This is a genomic window from Mesorhizobium sp. YC-39 (genome assembly GCF_025753795.1).
Lineage (GTDB): Bacteria > Pseudomonadota > Alphaproteobacteria > Rhizobiales > Rhizobiaceae > Mesorhizobium.
The window spans coordinates 166,559-178,599 of sequence record NZ_JAOWPS010000003.1; the positions used below are offsets into that span (position 1 = coordinate 166,559).

Annotated in this window: 25 protein-coding genes and 2 tRNA genes; 18 read left to right on the forward strand and 9 right to left on the reverse strand. The window is 62.2% G+C overall.

Translation table 11 applies throughout. From position 1 onward, the window contains the following. Positions 1 to 2 precede the first annotated feature (2 nt). The gene (locus OHD62_RS17420) at positions 3 to 992 is read left to right on the forward strand and encodes a hypothetical protein (RefSeq protein WP_263784102.1); all 990 of its coding nucleotides are present in this window, start codon (positions 3 to 5) and stop codon (positions 990 to 992) included. Positions 993 to 997: 5 nt separating this feature from the next. Here the strand turns inward: OHD62_RS17420 and OHD62_RS17425 are convergent, their stop codons facing one another. The 7 genes from OHD62_RS17425 to OHD62_RS17455 all read right to left on the reverse strand — a co-directional run bounded on the left by OHD62_RS17425 (position 998) and on the right by OHD62_RS17455 (position 4,678). Continuing rightward, on the reverse strand, positions 998 to 2,239 hold the full coding sequence (locus OHD62_RS17425; protein WP_412177399.1) for an MT-A70 family methyltransferase: 1,242 nt from the start codon (positions 2,237 to 2,239) through the stop codon (positions 998 to 1,000). 38 nt (positions 2,240 to 2,277) lie between these two features. Beyond that, complete coding sequence (locus tag OHD62_RS17430; protein WP_263786703.1) at positions 2,278 to 2,637, reverse strand: HNH endonuclease signature motif containing protein; 360 nt, start codon at positions 2,635 to 2,637, stop codon at positions 2,278 to 2,280. An 8-nt stretch (positions 2,638 to 2,645) separates the two neighbouring features. After that, positions 2,646 to 2,909: a hypothetical protein gene (locus OHD62_RS17435; RefSeq protein ID WP_263784104.1), complete on the reverse strand. Its 264-nt coding sequence runs from the start codon at positions 2,907 to 2,909 to the stop codon at positions 2,646 to 2,648. Then, the gene (locus OHD62_RS17440; RefSeq protein ID WP_263784105.1) at positions 2,906 to 3,469 is read right to left on the reverse strand and encodes a GcrA family cell cycle regulator; all 564 of its coding nucleotides are present in this window, start codon (positions 3,467 to 3,469) and stop codon (positions 2,906 to 2,908) included. The genes OHD62_RS17435 and OHD62_RS17440 overlap by 4 nt, the downstream gene beginning before the upstream one ends. Further along, a complete protein-coding gene (locus OHD62_RS17445; protein WP_263784106.1) occupies positions 3,469 to 3,951 on the reverse strand; it encodes a hypothetical protein in 483 nt (160 codons plus the stop codon). The genes OHD62_RS17440 and OHD62_RS17445 overlap by 1 nt, the downstream gene beginning before the upstream one ends. Before the next feature lie 128 nt (positions 3,952 to 4,079). Next, positions 4,080 to 4,490, reverse strand: coding sequence for a hypothetical protein (locus tag OHD62_RS17450; protein ID WP_263784107.1), 411 nt, complete (start codon positions 4,488 to 4,490; stop codon positions 4,080 to 4,082). Beyond that, positions 4,487 to 4,678, reverse strand: a complete 192-nt coding sequence (locus OHD62_RS17455; protein ID WP_263784108.1) for a helix-turn-helix domain-containing protein — start codon at positions 4,676 to 4,678, stop codon at positions 4,487 to 4,489. Before OHD62_RS17455 ends, OHD62_RS17450 begins: the two co-directional genes overlap by 4 nt. 76 nt (positions 4,679 to 4,754) lie before the next feature. Here OHD62_RS17455 and OHD62_RS17460 point away from each other — a divergent pair, with 76 nt between their 5' ends. From OHD62_RS17460 to OHD62_RS17535, 16 genes are all read left to right on the forward strand, one after another. Continuing rightward, positions 4,755 to 5,204: a helix-turn-helix domain-containing protein gene (locus tag OHD62_RS17460; RefSeq protein WP_263784109.1), complete on the forward strand. Its 450-nt coding sequence runs from the start codon at positions 4,755 to 4,757 to the stop codon at positions 5,202 to 5,204. Between the two features lie 361 nt (positions 5,205 to 5,565). Further along, positions 5,566 to 5,832 carry a hypothetical protein gene (locus OHD62_RS17465; protein ID WP_263784110.1) on the forward strand — a complete coding sequence of 89 codons (267 nt, stop codon included), beginning with the start codon at positions 5,566 to 5,568 and terminating at the stop codon, positions 5,830 to 5,832. A 105-nt stretch (positions 5,833 to 5,937) separates the two neighbouring features. After that, positions 5,938 to 6,171: a hypothetical protein gene (locus tag OHD62_RS17470; protein ID WP_263784111.1), complete on the forward strand. Its 234-nt coding sequence runs from the start codon at positions 5,938 to 5,940 to the stop codon at positions 6,169 to 6,171. Positions 6,172 to 6,176: 5 nt separating this feature from the next. Continuing rightward, positions 6,177 to 6,308: a hypothetical protein gene (locus OHD62_RS17475; protein ID WP_263784112.1), complete on the forward strand. Its 132-nt coding sequence runs from the start codon at positions 6,177 to 6,179 to the stop codon at positions 6,306 to 6,308. Continuing rightward, positions 6,308 to 6,529, forward strand: a complete 222-nt coding sequence (locus tag OHD62_RS17480) for a hypothetical protein (protein WP_263784113.1) — start codon at positions 6,308 to 6,310, stop codon at positions 6,527 to 6,529. Before OHD62_RS17475 ends, OHD62_RS17480 begins: the two co-directional genes overlap by 1 nt. Next, complete coding sequence (locus OHD62_RS17485; protein WP_263784114.1) at positions 6,526 to 6,690, forward strand: hypothetical protein; 165 nt, start codon at positions 6,526 to 6,528, stop codon at positions 6,688 to 6,690. The genes OHD62_RS17480 and OHD62_RS17485 overlap by 4 nt, the downstream gene beginning before the upstream one ends. Beyond that, on the forward strand, positions 6,690 to 7,025 hold the full coding sequence (locus OHD62_RS17490; protein ID WP_263784115.1) for a hypothetical protein: 336 nt from the start codon (positions 6,690 to 6,692) through the stop codon (positions 7,023 to 7,025). The genes OHD62_RS17485 and OHD62_RS17490 overlap by 1 nt, the downstream gene beginning before the upstream one ends. Continuing rightward, the gene (locus tag OHD62_RS17495) at positions 7,022 to 7,279 is read left to right on the forward strand and encodes a hypothetical protein (RefSeq protein WP_263784116.1); all 258 of its coding nucleotides are present in this window, start codon (positions 7,022 to 7,024) and stop codon (positions 7,277 to 7,279) included. The genes OHD62_RS17490 and OHD62_RS17495 overlap by 4 nt, the downstream gene beginning before the upstream one ends. Further along, entirely contained in the window at positions 7,272 to 7,601 is a 330-nt protein-coding gene (locus OHD62_RS17500; RefSeq protein ID WP_263784117.1) for a hypothetical protein, read from the forward strand. Before OHD62_RS17495 ends, OHD62_RS17500 begins: the two co-directional genes overlap by 8 nt. Continuing rightward, positions 7,601 to 7,903, forward strand: coding sequence for a hypothetical protein (locus tag OHD62_RS17505; protein ID WP_263784118.1), 303 nt, complete (start codon positions 7,601 to 7,603; stop codon positions 7,901 to 7,903). Before OHD62_RS17500 ends, OHD62_RS17505 begins: the two co-directional genes overlap by 1 nt. Continuing rightward, positions 7,896 to 8,276: a hypothetical protein gene (locus OHD62_RS17510; protein ID WP_263784119.1), complete on the forward strand. Its 381-nt coding sequence runs from the start codon at positions 7,896 to 7,898 to the stop codon at positions 8,274 to 8,276. The genes OHD62_RS17505 and OHD62_RS17510 overlap by 8 nt, the downstream gene beginning before the upstream one ends. Further along, positions 8,273 to 8,662: a hypothetical protein gene (locus OHD62_RS17515; protein ID WP_263784120.1), complete on the forward strand. Its 390-nt coding sequence runs from the start codon at positions 8,273 to 8,275 to the stop codon at positions 8,660 to 8,662. The genes OHD62_RS17510 and OHD62_RS17515 overlap by 4 nt, the downstream gene beginning before the upstream one ends. Then, complete coding sequence (locus tag OHD62_RS17520; RefSeq protein WP_263784121.1) at positions 8,659 to 8,862, forward strand: hypothetical protein; 204 nt, start codon at positions 8,659 to 8,661, stop codon at positions 8,860 to 8,862. Before OHD62_RS17515 ends, OHD62_RS17520 begins: the two co-directional genes overlap by 4 nt. Continuing rightward, complete coding sequence (locus OHD62_RS17525; RefSeq protein ID WP_263784122.1) at positions 8,802 to 9,248, forward strand: DUF4326 domain-containing protein; 447 nt, start codon at positions 8,802 to 8,804, stop codon at positions 9,246 to 9,248. Before OHD62_RS17520 ends, OHD62_RS17525 begins: the two co-directional genes overlap by 61 nt. Further along, positions 9,245 to 9,496 (forward strand): hypothetical protein, encoded by a 252-nt coding sequence (locus OHD62_RS17530; RefSeq protein ID WP_263784123.1) that lies wholly within the window; start codon positions 9,245 to 9,247, stop codon positions 9,494 to 9,496. The genes OHD62_RS17525 and OHD62_RS17530 overlap by 4 nt, the downstream gene beginning before the upstream one ends. After that, positions 9,489 to 10,703, forward strand: a complete 1,215-nt coding sequence (locus tag OHD62_RS17535; protein WP_263784124.1) for an integrase — start codon at positions 9,489 to 9,491, stop codon at positions 10,701 to 10,703. The genes OHD62_RS17530 and OHD62_RS17535 overlap by 8 nt, the downstream gene beginning before the upstream one ends. A 72-nt stretch (positions 10,704 to 10,775) precedes the next feature. Here OHD62_RS17535 and OHD62_RS17540 read toward each other — a convergent pair. Both OHD62_RS17540 and OHD62_RS17545 read right to left on the reverse strand, forming a co-directional pair. After that, positions 10,776 to 10,849 (reverse strand) — tRNA-Gly (locus OHD62_RS17540). 27 nt (positions 10,850 to 10,876) lie between these two features. Next, positions 10,877 to 10,961 (reverse strand) — tRNA-Tyr (locus OHD62_RS17545). A 200-nt stretch (positions 10,962 to 11,161) separates the two neighbouring features. Here OHD62_RS17545 and OHD62_RS17550 point away from each other — a divergent pair. Next, on the forward strand, positions 11,162 to 12,004 hold the full coding sequence (locus OHD62_RS17550) for a TrmH family RNA methyltransferase (RefSeq protein WP_263784125.1): 843 nt from the start codon (positions 11,162 to 11,164) through the stop codon (positions 12,002 to 12,004). Positions 12,005 to 12,041 lie beyond the last annotated feature (37 nt).

The window sequence follows — 12,041 nt, forward strand, 5'->3', positions numbered from 1 at the left end:
TAATGAATAAGTTCGATGAAATGTTGCGCCGCGACGATCTTTGGTTTCAGATCGCGGTCATCGTCGCTGTTCTGGTCTTTTTCAGCGTGGCTATCGGGACGCTGATCGCATTGTTTGCGGGGGACACCGCCGCAATCGGTATCCGCATCGATATAGTATACAAACTTGGACTGATAGGCGCCGGCTTGATAACATTTTGCACGGTTGTCTGGCGCGGTCTGTTGGCAACGCAGCAGGTTGATGCCCAGCGCAAACAACTGGACAAACTCTCCGCGCAAATCGCCGTAACCGAGGAGAATAATCTCGCAACACTTCTTCAAAAAGGCGCAGAATTGCTGGCTGATGCCAAGCCGGGCTATGCAAACGCTGGCATAGCGACACTCCAAGCCGTTATCACATCGCCCAATCCAAAATTCTCGATCGAGGCCATGAACCTCGTGGCGGACTTCATCCAGTCCGAGTTTCCTGAAAGCCACAGATCTGCGGTGTTTCAAGCGGCTTCGGGTGCCCTGTACGCCGGTGCCAAATTGGGCCGCCGTGCCGGAAGATCGCTTACTTTTTCGTATCCGGAGGACGATGTGGCTACCCTGAGTGATGCTTGGTTGCCGGTCTTCGGTGTTCGCCGGGTAGTGTATCAGCGCGGTAGAATCGACCCGGATACTTTCTGGAGCCAAGAAAAAGATTCTAAGACAAAGTGGATGTTCAACGACCTCAATGTGTCGTTCGGAAAGGTAGGCGTTCTCGACAATAGCTTTTCGCGATGTACCTTTGTCGCGTGCGAGATAAAGCGTGTGTACAAAAAACTTTTTACCTCGCACACCTTCGAGAACTGCAATTTTTCGAACTCTGTTTTTGAGGGCAAGTATGAGCTTGGAGACCTCAGAGAGTCGGGCAATTACTTCATCAAAGGCGAAGAGCCCCGCGCGGAAAACGAGGTTGATTGGCTCTCTGTTTTCTTGGAAACCGAACTCGAGGATGAAATTCCGTTCTAGCGTGCTCATGCCGGCACCGCCTTGCGCGGTCGGCCGCGCTTCAACCTGGCAAGGCTCTTTTCAGCAGCCTCCAGGGCATCCCATGCCTCTTTCGGAACCTGCTGCTCAGCCTCACCCGTCTCAAACCCCCACGCATCCCAGCCGGGGCGCGGCGAGCGGCAGAACATCTCCAGCCGCGGCACGCCGGGCCAAAGCCTCTCGATCTGCTCGGCGAAGAAGTCCGGCTTTGCGCTGTGCTCGGCGACGGGATGCGCGGTCAGCTTCTGCGGTTGCGTGCCGGGCAGCGGCGCCGGAAAGTCGCCGCGCGTGCCGATCAGCAGCAGTTCCAGATTGTCGAACGACCAGTAGCCGGTCCCGAGTTGTCGGCCGGGATATTGCTTCTCCCAGCCCCAGAACGATTTGAACGCAAAGCCCCATGCCTGCATGCACGCCAGGCCGTTGGCGAGGTCGGTCACCCACAGGAACAGCGCGGCGTTCTTCGCCGCCGGGCTGCCGAGCTCGAGGATCGCCGGCAGGTCCATCGTCGGATAATGATTTTCCGCGCTCTTCTCACGCCCGGTCACTTCCGAATGGACAAGGAACTTCCACGGCGGATCGGCATAAATGATCGGATAGGTCGGTCCGCTCTGGCCCGCCTTCCACCACACCGGCGCCGTCGCCTGTCCGCGCGTGGCAACCATGTCGAGATGCGCGACGCGCACCGTGTGGCGCAACCGCTGCCGTTCGGCGCGGATCTCTTTCGCCCGTGCCACGATCTGCTTTTCTTCACGCGCCAGCACCTCGCGCTGCGCTTCCAGCGCTAGGTCGGACAGCGCCTCGCCGGCATGCACAGAGACCCGGCCGTCGCGGATCGCCTGCACCAGTTCGACAGCGCCATGGTCGCGGATGCGCTTGGCCGCCTTCACCGCCCGCTCGGAAATCGACAGCCTTTCGGCCGCCTTGTGGGCGGGCAAATTTGCACCCCCGGAATGCTGGTTGAAGCCGACTTCCCAGTCGACGATCTGCGCCGCCACCATGGCCCGCTGGCTTTCGGTCAGGTGTCGGCGCCGCAGGTTTTCTGACAGCACGAAGCCGAGCGGATCATCGCCTGCATAGTCGACGAAGGACGGCTCAAGCTGGCCGAACTCGCAGGCGGCAAGCCGGTTGCGACCGTCGAGGATCTTGCCCTCGTAAAGCACGATCGGATGGTTAAGCCCGTTGGTGCAGATGTCGTCGGCCAGCAGCGCGATCTCTGCCTCCGGCAGCATCGGAAACAGTTCGGCCAGCGGATGCGGCAACAAGTCGCTCACTTCGCCACCGCCTTCCGCCGGCGTTTGCGCTTGGCAACGACGCCGCGCGCCTGGTCGCGGCGCTTCTGGTTTTGCTTATGGGTCACCATCTCCAGATGATCGTCGCGCACGCAGCGGCGCGTGCGGCACTTGTGATCGAGCTGCTTCTTTCCGGGGATGTAACCGTGTTCGTTGGTGAAGCTGACGCGGTGAACGGCGACCGTCTGCCCGTCCAGTGTCATGCGCGGATAATCGCCGCCACGGCCTGCGCCGGAATCCGGCCCGACCCAGAGATGGCAGGGTGTCTCATACCCGGTGTCGACGATCTGGATGTTCGCGGCGATCTTGGCGCGGATGATCTCGCGGCGCGTGAGCAGCAGGGTCATCAGTCGACCCTCGCCATGCTGTCGCTCGGCTTGCCGCCGGCTGCTATGTGAGCGTCGTAGATTTCGCGCCGGCGATCGGCCGACAGCGGGCTTTCATCGTCCAGGTTGACGAAGCCACATGGCTCAGTTTCTTCCAAAAGCATTGCGTAGGTTGGCGCGCATTCCGCGCAGAGAGTTCCCGACACGTCAGGATAGGTCGGCGTGCCTTCGGGGATCGACTTGGCGCACGCCAGGCATGAAAGTCCGTCGTGCCGCTGGTTCATGCCGCCTCCGCGATGAAGACAGGCCGCACGCCGGCACGGCGCGCATGGTGCGGGCAGTAGGAGCCGAAGCCGGCAGCCTTGCCGCAGAACAGATGCTGTTCGCCGAGAGCGGCATCATTTACCGCGAAGCGGCACTCGCCATTGCGGAGGTCGACAAGCGGAACGTGCCGCGCGGTCGCGTCATAGACGTGTGGGCTGATGCCGTCGTCGACAGGCTTCGGTGCGGGCGCAGAGAACACAGGATCGTGTGCCCTGCCCTCTTTCTTGCCGCGGATGTTGCCGGCGCGCAGATGCTGGACAGGCTTCTGCATCCGAGGCACCGAGGGCGCGCGCGGCCCTGTCGAGCCCTTCACCGGCTGGCCGGATCCTCCGCTCAATCCGATCGCGGCAAGCCGCTTGTTGCGATGGACAACGCCGATGATGGCATTGCGCGAGACGGGCGCCTTTCGCTGCTTGGACAGGCGGTTGGCGATAGCGGCAGCCGATTGGCCGTCGCGCAGCCATAAGGCAATCGCGTCGATCTCTTCTGGCGTGTAGCCGCTGGAAAGGTTCGACGCCATCACTCGCCGACCACCTTCAGCCCGCCGGATGCCTTCGCGCCGGCAAGGATCTTGCGATAGTCGCCGATGCCGGCCTCGACTTTGGACAGCGCGCGATCGATCCGGGAGCTTTCGGCCGGCGTCAGTTGCCCGTCGGCGAAGGCGAGCGCGCCTTCGGTCATCAGTTCGCCCATGCGCACCACCGTCTCGGCATGCGCGGACATCACCGATCCATTGGCGGCGACAGCCTCGACGTCGGCAAAGCGCCGGCCGCGAGCCGATCCGATCGCCTCGCTCATGTCGAAGCGCCCGGTCTCCTCCTCGAGCGCGAAGATCGCGTCGAGCGGCATCAGTTCCGGGCTGTCGGTGTTGGCCCAGCGGCCGACCGTCGACTTGCCGTAGGAGCAGACATCGGCGGCGCGTTCGATTCCGCCGGCAGCGGCGATCAGGTCGCGCTGCTTGGCCTTGAGCAGGAAATGGCGGGCATTCGCATTCGGAACCATGATGTCGGCCTCCTCGGCACAAAAGGTTTCCCGCGCCGGGAAATCCCGGCGTCGTTTCCCATGGCGGGAAAGAGAATTCGGATTCAGTGTGCGAGCGTCACTTCACGGAGGCCCGCAGCAAGATGTTCTCATGGTCCGCCCTCATCGCTGAGATCGAAAATCGCACGCGCCAGCGGACCTGCGCCGATGCTTTTGCCATAGCTGGCGAGCGCCAGCATCACGGCGTGTTCGTTGCTGCAGTTCTCATAGGCGGAGATCGCCCGCACCAGCACCATGGCGTGGTCGGGCAAATGAATCGCGTCGCTGATGCGAGAGACGCTGACCGCGCCGGCACATTCCTTGGCGGGGGGAGCCGGCGCGGTCAGATCCTGTCCGTCAACGGGGGGCGAAACCGGACAGGATTCGGTGAAATGAGAAAATGCCGCCGAAGCCGGGAGAGTTTCAGCTTCGGCGGCAGGCCGCGTCTCCTGGGAGGGAGCGGTGGGATAACGGGGGACCAGGCGGTCGGTGAAATCGCCGGCGGCGAGGAGATGTGTCATGCGGCGACCCCGAAGATGTCAGGGCGCAGCTGGTCGCGAGGGATACCTGTGAAGTCTTCGATTTTGCCGAGGTGGTCGGTCGGGACACGGGTCCACATCGAAATCGCTGAAGGCGAAATACCAAGATGAGCAGCCAGCGCGATGCGCCGCCCGCGTTCTTCATCGAGGAATGTTAGCAACTTCTCCATGCGGCGTAACTTAAGCCACACTGAATTTCAGTCAAGCTTATTTTTTCAGCATGGCCGAATGGAGCCATTTTAGCAGATGCGCAATAATTTCAGCATGGCACAGAACCCATCAGATGAAGCGCCGCCGACCTATTTCTTCCGCGAATGGCGAAAGTATCGCGGCTTCAATCAGGAAACCCTCGCCGAGAAGGTCAACCTGACGGCCTCGTCGATTTCTCAGCTTGAGAACGGAAAACAGGGATTTAGCGATTCGACCCTGGTGGCGCTTGCGCGGGCGCTGGATTGCCGGCCGGGCGATCTTCTCTTGTGGGAACCTGGCAAGGTCGACGCCTTGCCGATACGCGGCGCCGACGAGGTGCGCAAAGTGCTTGGGCGGATCGAAGGTTTGAAGCCGGAAAACATCACCGCGCTTCTTTCAGTCATCGAGGGATTCCAGCAGGCTAATGCCGCACAATCACAACAAGCCCTGCGAGATGATCGATCTGAACCCGCCACGTCCCGCCATGTATCGACGCCATCGCAGTAGCGATTGACGCGGCGTCGCGTTCGATCCGCTTTGCCGGGTCCATGGGCCAGACGCCGGAAATCAGATCCCGTAACTTCCCGACGGTCTCTTCGTTACGCAGCCTTTCGCGCGGCGAGTACGTGATCATGGCTTCCTTCCCGTCCCGAGCGGCAGGGAAATAGGAACCATTTCCTGTTCGCCTGTCAACGTCATTTTTTGGATCGGCTTGTGTCTCAATTTGGTACGAGTACAACCCTTCGCGACGCATTAACAGAATATTTCAACCTGTAACAATCGCCTGTGAATAGCGGGGATGAATAGTGCCGCTTTCGTCCAAACTGGAACGATTTCAGTACCATCCTGTTTCGGCCATAAGTCGGGCATGTCACAGCCCGATCCGCCCAGCTTCCATCTTAGATTGCCGCCAGAGTTGAAGGCGCAGTTGCAAGCCGCGCGAGGGCGCAACAGTCTCAATCGCGAAATCATCGAAAGGCTGGAGCGAACATTCGATTCCGACCTGCTGCAGCTTGCCGGACTCCTCCAGCCCTTCCTGGTCAAGCTCAATGCCGAGGAACGCGCGAAGCTGCTTGGCCTTGCCGCGGAGGCCGTGGACATCGTAGCCAGGCGCTCGACCAAGAAACGCCCCTAGCGCGGCCGAGCCAGGATTTTCAGTGTCACTGATTTTCAGCTTGACTTAAAATTAAGCCACACTTAAGTTTGCCACCATTCGCAATCTCGCGATGGAGGCCGACCAATGATCAATTATCAGCCGCATCCGCCCATCGGCGCGTTGACCACGCCGCCGCCCGTCGAACGTCAAGTTGTCGAGCGCATGGCCGACAAGATGCTCGAAATGGGCATGAACGGCACCGCCGTCACCAAGGAATCGCTGTTCGAGCATTCCGACTTCACCCTTGAACAGATCGACCAGCACGGCCCGGAGGCGTCCAACCTCGCCCGCTCCCGCGCCGTCCGCCAGCAGGGCTGACTGCCATGCGGTCGGTCGCTGAACGCCTCATCACTTTGGCCGAGGCCGACCCCAAGGTGTTCAACTGGGTCGCCTTGCAACTCAAGGCCGGCCGCAAGCCGTCGCAAATCCTCGCTGAACTTCAGGAGCAACGCTGATGCCGACGTTCCGCATTCACTATGCCGACGGGACCAAGGTCCAAGTCGACGCCGAAACCGCAATCGAGGCCAGAAAGATCGCCGAGCGCCGGCGCATCGGCATCATCACCAAGGTGAAGCTCGCCGGCGACGACAAATATCCGCCGACCACGCTCGCCTTCGCCGTCAGCCTGATGTTCGGCCTGACCTTCTGCACCTGTTGGATGGGGATACCGTCATGAACACACACCATCGCCTCGACCGCATCGAGCAAATGTTCGACAGTCCCGCCGACCAGCATCTGCTTTGTCCGACGAGGCCGCAGTGGGATTTTCCCGCGCGACTGCTGATCGCCTTCATCGTGCTCGCCGCGATCGTCGGCGCCATCAATATCTTGCGCTGATGAACGCGCGGCTCAACCGATCGGCGACGCGCGAGGTGGCCGACCGTGCCCCGCTCGACCACCTCGAGCACACGTTCGACCTTGAGCCGATGAGCGTGCCGCCGGACGGCAGCATGCGTCTCGTCTGCCACCGCTTTCCCGAATGCATGTGCGGCGACGACTGCGCCGAGGCCGGCCAGGAGCGCGAGCGCGCCCATGGCGTGCTGATCGCCCTGATGGTCGCCACCCTGACTATCGGCGCACTGCTACTCGCCGCATGCGTGACACGGCAGAACGACTTCACCGCCGACCAGCTCGGGGCGCTCGGCCCGGTGCTGAAAGGCGAACGGCCATGAGCAGGGCGAGTGAACTCCACGATCTCCTGTCCGGTCGATTCGTCCGCGACGTCATCGGCCCCGCCATCAAAGGCGGCGCGACCTATTCCGAACTGATGGTGCTCTTCGAGAGCTGCCAGTTCGGGATGATGGAAGTTCTACACCGCCACTACGAACTGGCGCCGGCCGTCGCATCCGGCCTGTGCGAGGCAAGCATTCACCGCGCCATCGAACGCTTCGCCGCCGAAAGGAACAAGGATCAGAACAATGGCTGACACCCCGCGCAAGACGCTGACCGATGGGTCGCCGGTCACGCCCGACCATCGCGAGATCAATCCCGCGACCGGCCAGCAGAAAGCCTATGTCGTGCTCGCCGAGGAAGAACGCGCCAAGGGCTTCGTCCGGCCGGTGCGGCGCACCTATACACACCTCAAATGCGGCAGCGACACCACCATGGGGCAGTCCCTGGCGGAGACCTATGCCCGCGACCCGCACTTCTACAGTGGCACGTTCTGTTGCGCCTGCCGGGTGCACTTTCCCGTCGGCCAGGATGGCGAGTTCGTCTGGCAGGGCACCCAAGAGAAAGTAGGCAGCTGATGGGAAACCTCGAAGAGAAGCTGGTCTTTGCAGTGTCCCCGACCGGCCAGGGTGACGGCGTTCCGATATTGCTCGTCGGCGTTCCGTCCGGCGCATGGGAGTACATGAAGGACGGCAAGACGCACCATTTCGACCTGACCAGGGTCGGCGTGCCGGTGAAGATGATGTTCTTCGGTGCCGAAAACCACGCCGCGGCGATGAAGGTCATCGACGACGCCATGAAGGAGAGCGGCACCGCCTATCTCGACGAGCGCCGCACCGACTTCTCGATCAAGCCGAAGCGGGGTGACGGCAATGGCTGACCATTTCAACGGCCACATCGATCGCGACGCCTTCGAGAAGCGGTTGCGCGAAACCTTTGGCGCCATCTGCGCTGATCAGGCCACTGCGCATCCTGTTCTGGCCTGTCAGGCCCGAGCCAGCGAAGTCCTTATCCGGTTCGCTCTCTTCGTTGCCGATGAGATGAATGCCGGAACCAGCGCCGACATCCTGCTGGATGGCGGCTGTCGGGTGATCGGCAACATGGTCGAGAACCTGGCACGCGGTTTCTCGGGCGACGAGGGCGAGGACATCCTTGGCAGCATCATCGATCGCGTTCGCTGGGCGGCCAGCGAGGATAACGACGACGTTGCAGTGGAGGTCACGCGCCCGCAAACGCTTGGCGGGAGCGCTTGATGCCGAAGATGCCAAAGCAGCGCTCACTCAGCGATGTGCTCGAACCGGGCTTTGCGCGCGGCTATGAGCAATTCAAGGAAGTGGTCGACTGGAGTCAGGACCAGTCTTTTCTGACCGTTGAACAGAAGGTGTGGGCATTCTGTTTCGAGCGCGTATCGGTCGGCATGATCGAGGCTGCGAACACCGCCGAAACCCGCTTCGAGATGCCACCAAATCAGGTTGTCATCGAGCTATGGAGCGCCATCGGTTCGGCGCTGGCCACCGTCAACGCCCAGGCTTTCACAGCAAAGGGCATGCCCGAGGTCCGCCGCCAGATGCTCAACCATATGAAGGTTGGCTACGACCGGACGATGAAGGGCATCCTGGATGATGCGGTGCAGCCATGATCGAGAAGCACGCCGGCCGCCAGCAGATCGTCTGCGAATGCGGCGCATCGCAGACCCGAACCTATCAGGCCGACGAGTTCGACGTGATGGTGTCCGACGCGCGCCGCGAAGGCTTCGTCATCACCAAGGTCGCCGGCGAATGGCATCACACCTGCGAGGATTGCTCCCGCCCTGCCCGATCGCAAAGGAAGCTGCTTTGAGCCCGAAGCGCATCCAGCTTTCGCGCCGCAAGGGCTGGCGCATGCCGCAGAACACGGTGAAGGTTGATCGCAGCACGAAATGGGGAAATCCATTCGTCGCCGACAGCGAAGGCGTAGCGATGGAATGTGTCCCGCTTGGGCTTGACGGCGAAGACCGGATTGACCGAGCTACAGCCTCAGTTGACCTCTTCCGCCGGTGGCTGACGGGCGGCAAGGTCAACGAACTTATAGCAGCGTTTCTACCGAGGCCAAAAGGGCCTCCACCTGCCTTTCGCCTTATCCAGCGTGATCTGCGCGGCAAGAACCTCGCATGCTGGTGCAAGCTGGATGCGCCATGCCACGCCGACGTGCTGCTCGAAATCGCCAATCGCGGGGACAAGCCGTGATCGACGACGGCCGAATCGTGCCTCGCTTCATGACCGACCAGGAGCTGCGGCAATGGTTCGGCCTGTCCGAGCGGGCGCTCGATCGCCTTCGCGCCACCCGGTTTTTTCCGCCGCGCGACGCGCTGGTCAACAAGACCGATCGCCGTTCGGTCGAAGTTTTCTTTGACCGGCGCGCCGGTTTGGACTCTCATCCGCGCATCGGCGGCACTCCCGCCGCCGTGGATGGAGAGGAAAACTTCGGTGACTGAACAGAGAAAGGACCGGCCGGGCTACAAATACCGGCCAAGGGCGGACGGCAGCCGCGCCCATTACTGGGTGCCGCAGCGCGCCTGCAAAAGCGCGCCTGGTGCGCTCGAACCGCGCCCGATCACGGACGAAGCCATCGCCGGCGCCATGATCGCGCATCCCGAACTCGCCACACCTGACGACGCGGTGGCGAAGCTTTGCCGCACATGGACCGACGAGCTGCTGGCGGACCTCGACCACCGGGGCAAGAGTGCCGAATATGACGGCTCGGTCGCCTCGGCCGTCATGGTCTACCGGACGCACCCGCAATCGCCCTACAAGGCGCTGAAGCACGCGACCAGGATCCGCGACTATGATCCGTCGCTGAAGCTCATCCGCGACACGGTCGGCAAGCGGCGGATAGCCAACCTGGTCGGTTCCGACTTCCGCCGCTGGTTCGAGCAATGGGGCAGCAAGGGCCGCGCGCGCCGGGCGCACGGCGCCATCCGCAAGCTGCGCTCGGTGCTGTCCTTCGGCACCACCGAACGCCTGGCCGGCTGCGCCCAGGCACGCGAGATACTGTCGCTGATGGAGTTCGCGACGCCGGAGCCGCGCCGCGTCAAGATGGAATACCGGCATGCACTGCTGGTCTGCGCCATGGCGATCAGGAAGAACCGGCCGTCGATCGCGCTGACGCAGGCCCTGCAGTGGGACACGGCGCTGCGCCGCATCCACATTATCGGCGAATGGCTTCCGCTCGCTGACGGCGACGCCGGCGGCATCGTGCGCGGCAACACCAAGTGGCGCGGCCTGACGGTGGCCGACATCTCCGCCGATCACGTCCTGACGGTGCCGATCACGGCCAAGAACAAGGCGGCGACCGAGCACGATCTCAGCAAATGCCCTTTGGTGCAGATGGTGCTGAAGCGCATAAAACTGCCGGCCTTCGGCCCGCTGGTCGTCTCGGAAGTCACCAGCCTGCCCTATCGGGAAAACTATTACGCCACCGACTGGCGCGAGATCGCCACCGCGGCGAAGGTGCCCGAAAGCATCTGGTCGATGGACACAAGAGCCGGCGCGATTTCAGAAGCCGAGATCGCCACCGACCTCGAATCGGCGCGCAAGATGGCCGGGCACACGACGGCCAAGACCACGCAAGGCTATGTGCGAAACGGCGATCTCGACAACAACCGCAAGGTCGCCGACGCCAGGGCCAAACTGCGGTCGTGACACGGCAGTGACACGCAGTGACACGGCGCATTTTCAGGAAAGCGATTTTGTTAGCGATTTCAAAGAGATATTTGGAGCGGGTAGCGGGAATCGAACCCGCATATTCAGCTTGGAAGGCTGCTGCTCTACCACTGAGCTATACCCGCATCATTTCAAGGCCTACGGGCTGGCAGTGGTGGAGAGGGTTGGATTCGAACCAACGTAGGCTAAGCCAACGGATTTACAGTCCGTCCCCTTTAACCACTCGGGCACCTCTCCAGCCTGCCGTCGAAGCCTTGCAACGAGGCATTCTCGCCGATCAGGGAGGAAATCTCTGGTTTTCTCCGAAATCAGCGAAGCGCCTTATGGCGGCAAGGCCATTGGGTGTCAACCGCGCAGCCAGGCTTTTTCGCTGTTGTCCAGCATCCGAGGCGACGTGCCATATCCTTAGCCGAAAGAGGCGGTTATAGAAGCCAGCCATGAGCAACAAGACCGGCACCCCGAAAGACACCCACTACGCCAAGCTGCGCCGCGCCCATCGCGACGAGAAGGCCGGCGCCCCGGCGTTCCGGCCGCGTCAACCGGTGCCGCCGGGCGAGAGCGTTGGCGACGGGCTGGTGCGGCTCTACGGCCTGCACACGGTGCGGGCGGCGCTCGACAATCCGCGCCGCAAGATCAGAAGCATGCTGGTGACGCGCAACGCGGCCGAGCGGCTGGCGATCGCCGACCTTGCCGCCTTGCCCTTCAAGGCCGAGCTGGTCGAGCCCAGGGATATCGACAGGATCACCGGTTCGGATGCCGTGCATCAGGGCGTGCTGGTCGAGGCCGAGCCGCTGAAGCCGAAGCGCCTGGATGCGCTCGGCGACACCCGCCTGGTGCTGGTGCTCGACCAGGTCACCGATCCGCACAATGTCGGCGCGATCCTGCGCTCGGCTGTGGCTTTCGGCGCCGGCGCGCTGATCACTACGGCACGCCACAGCCCGCAGGAATCCGGCGTGCTGGCGAAATCGGCCTCTGGCGCGCTGGAGCATATCGATCAGATCGAGGTGAAGAACCTCGCCGATGCGCTTGGCCAGTTGCACGAAGCCGGCTTCCAGACCATCGGGCTCGATTCGGACGGACCGGCGGAACTCGAAAAGAGCTTTTCCGGCGACAAGATCGCACTGGTGCTAGGCGCGGAAGGCAAGGGCCTGCGCCAGAAGACTCGCGAAACGGTGACGACACTCGCCCGCCTCGACATGCCCGGCGCCATCCGCTCGCTCAACGTGTCGAATGCGGCAGCGGTGAGCCTGTATGCGGCAAGGAAGTTTTTGAAAGAGTGAATGGTGAATAGTCAATGGTGAATGGTTAGGACGCCTT

Bases quoted from the DNA above. Each gene is read 5' to 3' on its own strand.
- OHD62_RS17435 (WP_263784104.1), bottom strand. From the start codon at position 2,909: ATGAACCAGCGGCACGACGGACTTTCATGCCTGGCGTGCGCCAAGTCG.
- OHD62_RS17525 (WP_263784122.1), top strand. From the start codon at position 8,802: ATGGCATCACACCTGCGAGGATTGCTCCCGCCCTGCCCGATCGCAAAG.
- OHD62_RS17550 (WP_263784125.1), top strand. From the start codon at position 11,162: ATGAGCAACAAGACCGGCACCCCGAAAGACACCCACTACGCCAAGCTG.
- OHD62_RS17520 (WP_263784121.1), top strand. From the start codon at position 8,659: ATGATCGAGAAGCACGCCGGCCGCCAGCAGATCGTCTGCGAATGCGGC.
- OHD62_RS17470 (WP_263784111.1), top strand. From the start codon at position 5,938: ATGATCAATTATCAGCCGCATCCGCCCATCGGCGCGTTGACCACGCCG.
- OHD62_RS17445 (WP_263784106.1), bottom strand. From the start codon at position 3,951: ATGGTTCCGAATGCGAATGCCCGCCATTTCCTGCTCAAGGCCAAGCAG.
- OHD62_RS17505 (WP_263784118.1), top strand. From the start codon at position 7,601: ATGGGAAACCTCGAAGAGAAGCTGGTCTTTGCAGTGTCCCCGACCGGC.
- OHD62_RS17475 (WP_263784112.1), top strand. From the start codon at position 6,177: ATGCGGTCGGTCGCTGAACGCCTCATCACTTTGGCCGAGGCCGACCCC.
- OHD62_RS17425 (WP_412177399.1), bottom strand. From the start codon at position 2,239: ATGCTGCCGGAGGCAGAGATCGCGCTGCTGGCCGACGACATCTGCACC.
- OHD62_RS17510 (WP_263784119.1), top strand. From the start codon at position 7,896: ATGGCTGACCATTTCAACGGCCACATCGATCGCGACGCCTTCGAGAAG.
- OHD62_RS17465 (WP_263784110.1), top strand. From the start codon at position 5,566: ATGTCACAGCCCGATCCGCCCAGCTTCCATCTTAGATTGCCGCCAGAG.
- OHD62_RS17500 (WP_263784117.1), top strand. From the start codon at position 7,272: ATGGCTGACACCCCGCGCAAGACGCTGACCGATGGGTCGCCGGTCACG.
- OHD62_RS17440 (WP_263784105.1), bottom strand. From the start codon at position 3,469: ATGGCGTCGAACCTTTCCAGCGGCTACACGCCAGAAGAGATCGACGCG.
- OHD62_RS17420 (WP_263784102.1), top strand. From the start codon at position 3: ATGAATAAGTTCGATGAAATGTTGCGCCGCGACGATCTTTGGTTTCAG.
- OHD62_RS17480 (WP_263784113.1), top strand. From the start codon at position 6,308: ATGCCGACGTTCCGCATTCACTATGCCGACGGGACCAAGGTCCAAGTC.
- OHD62_RS17495 (WP_263784116.1), top strand. From the start codon at position 7,022: ATGAGCAGGGCGAGTGAACTCCACGATCTCCTGTCCGGTCGATTCGTC.
- OHD62_RS17490 (WP_263784115.1), top strand. From the start codon at position 6,690: ATGAACGCGCGGCTCAACCGATCGGCGACGCGCGAGGTGGCCGACCGT.
- OHD62_RS17485 (WP_263784114.1), top strand. From the start codon at position 6,526: ATGAACACACACCATCGCCTCGACCGCATCGAGCAAATGTTCGACAGT.
- OHD62_RS17460 (WP_263784109.1), top strand. From the start codon at position 4,755: ATGCGCAATAATTTCAGCATGGCACAGAACCCATCAGATGAAGCGCCG.
- OHD62_RS17455 (WP_263784108.1), bottom strand. From the start codon at position 4,678: ATGGAGAAGTTGCTAACATTCCTCGATGAAGAACGCGGGCGGCGCATC.
- OHD62_RS17450 (WP_263784107.1), bottom strand. From the start codon at position 4,490: ATGACACATCTCCTCGCCGCCGGCGATTTCACCGACCGCCTGGTCCCC.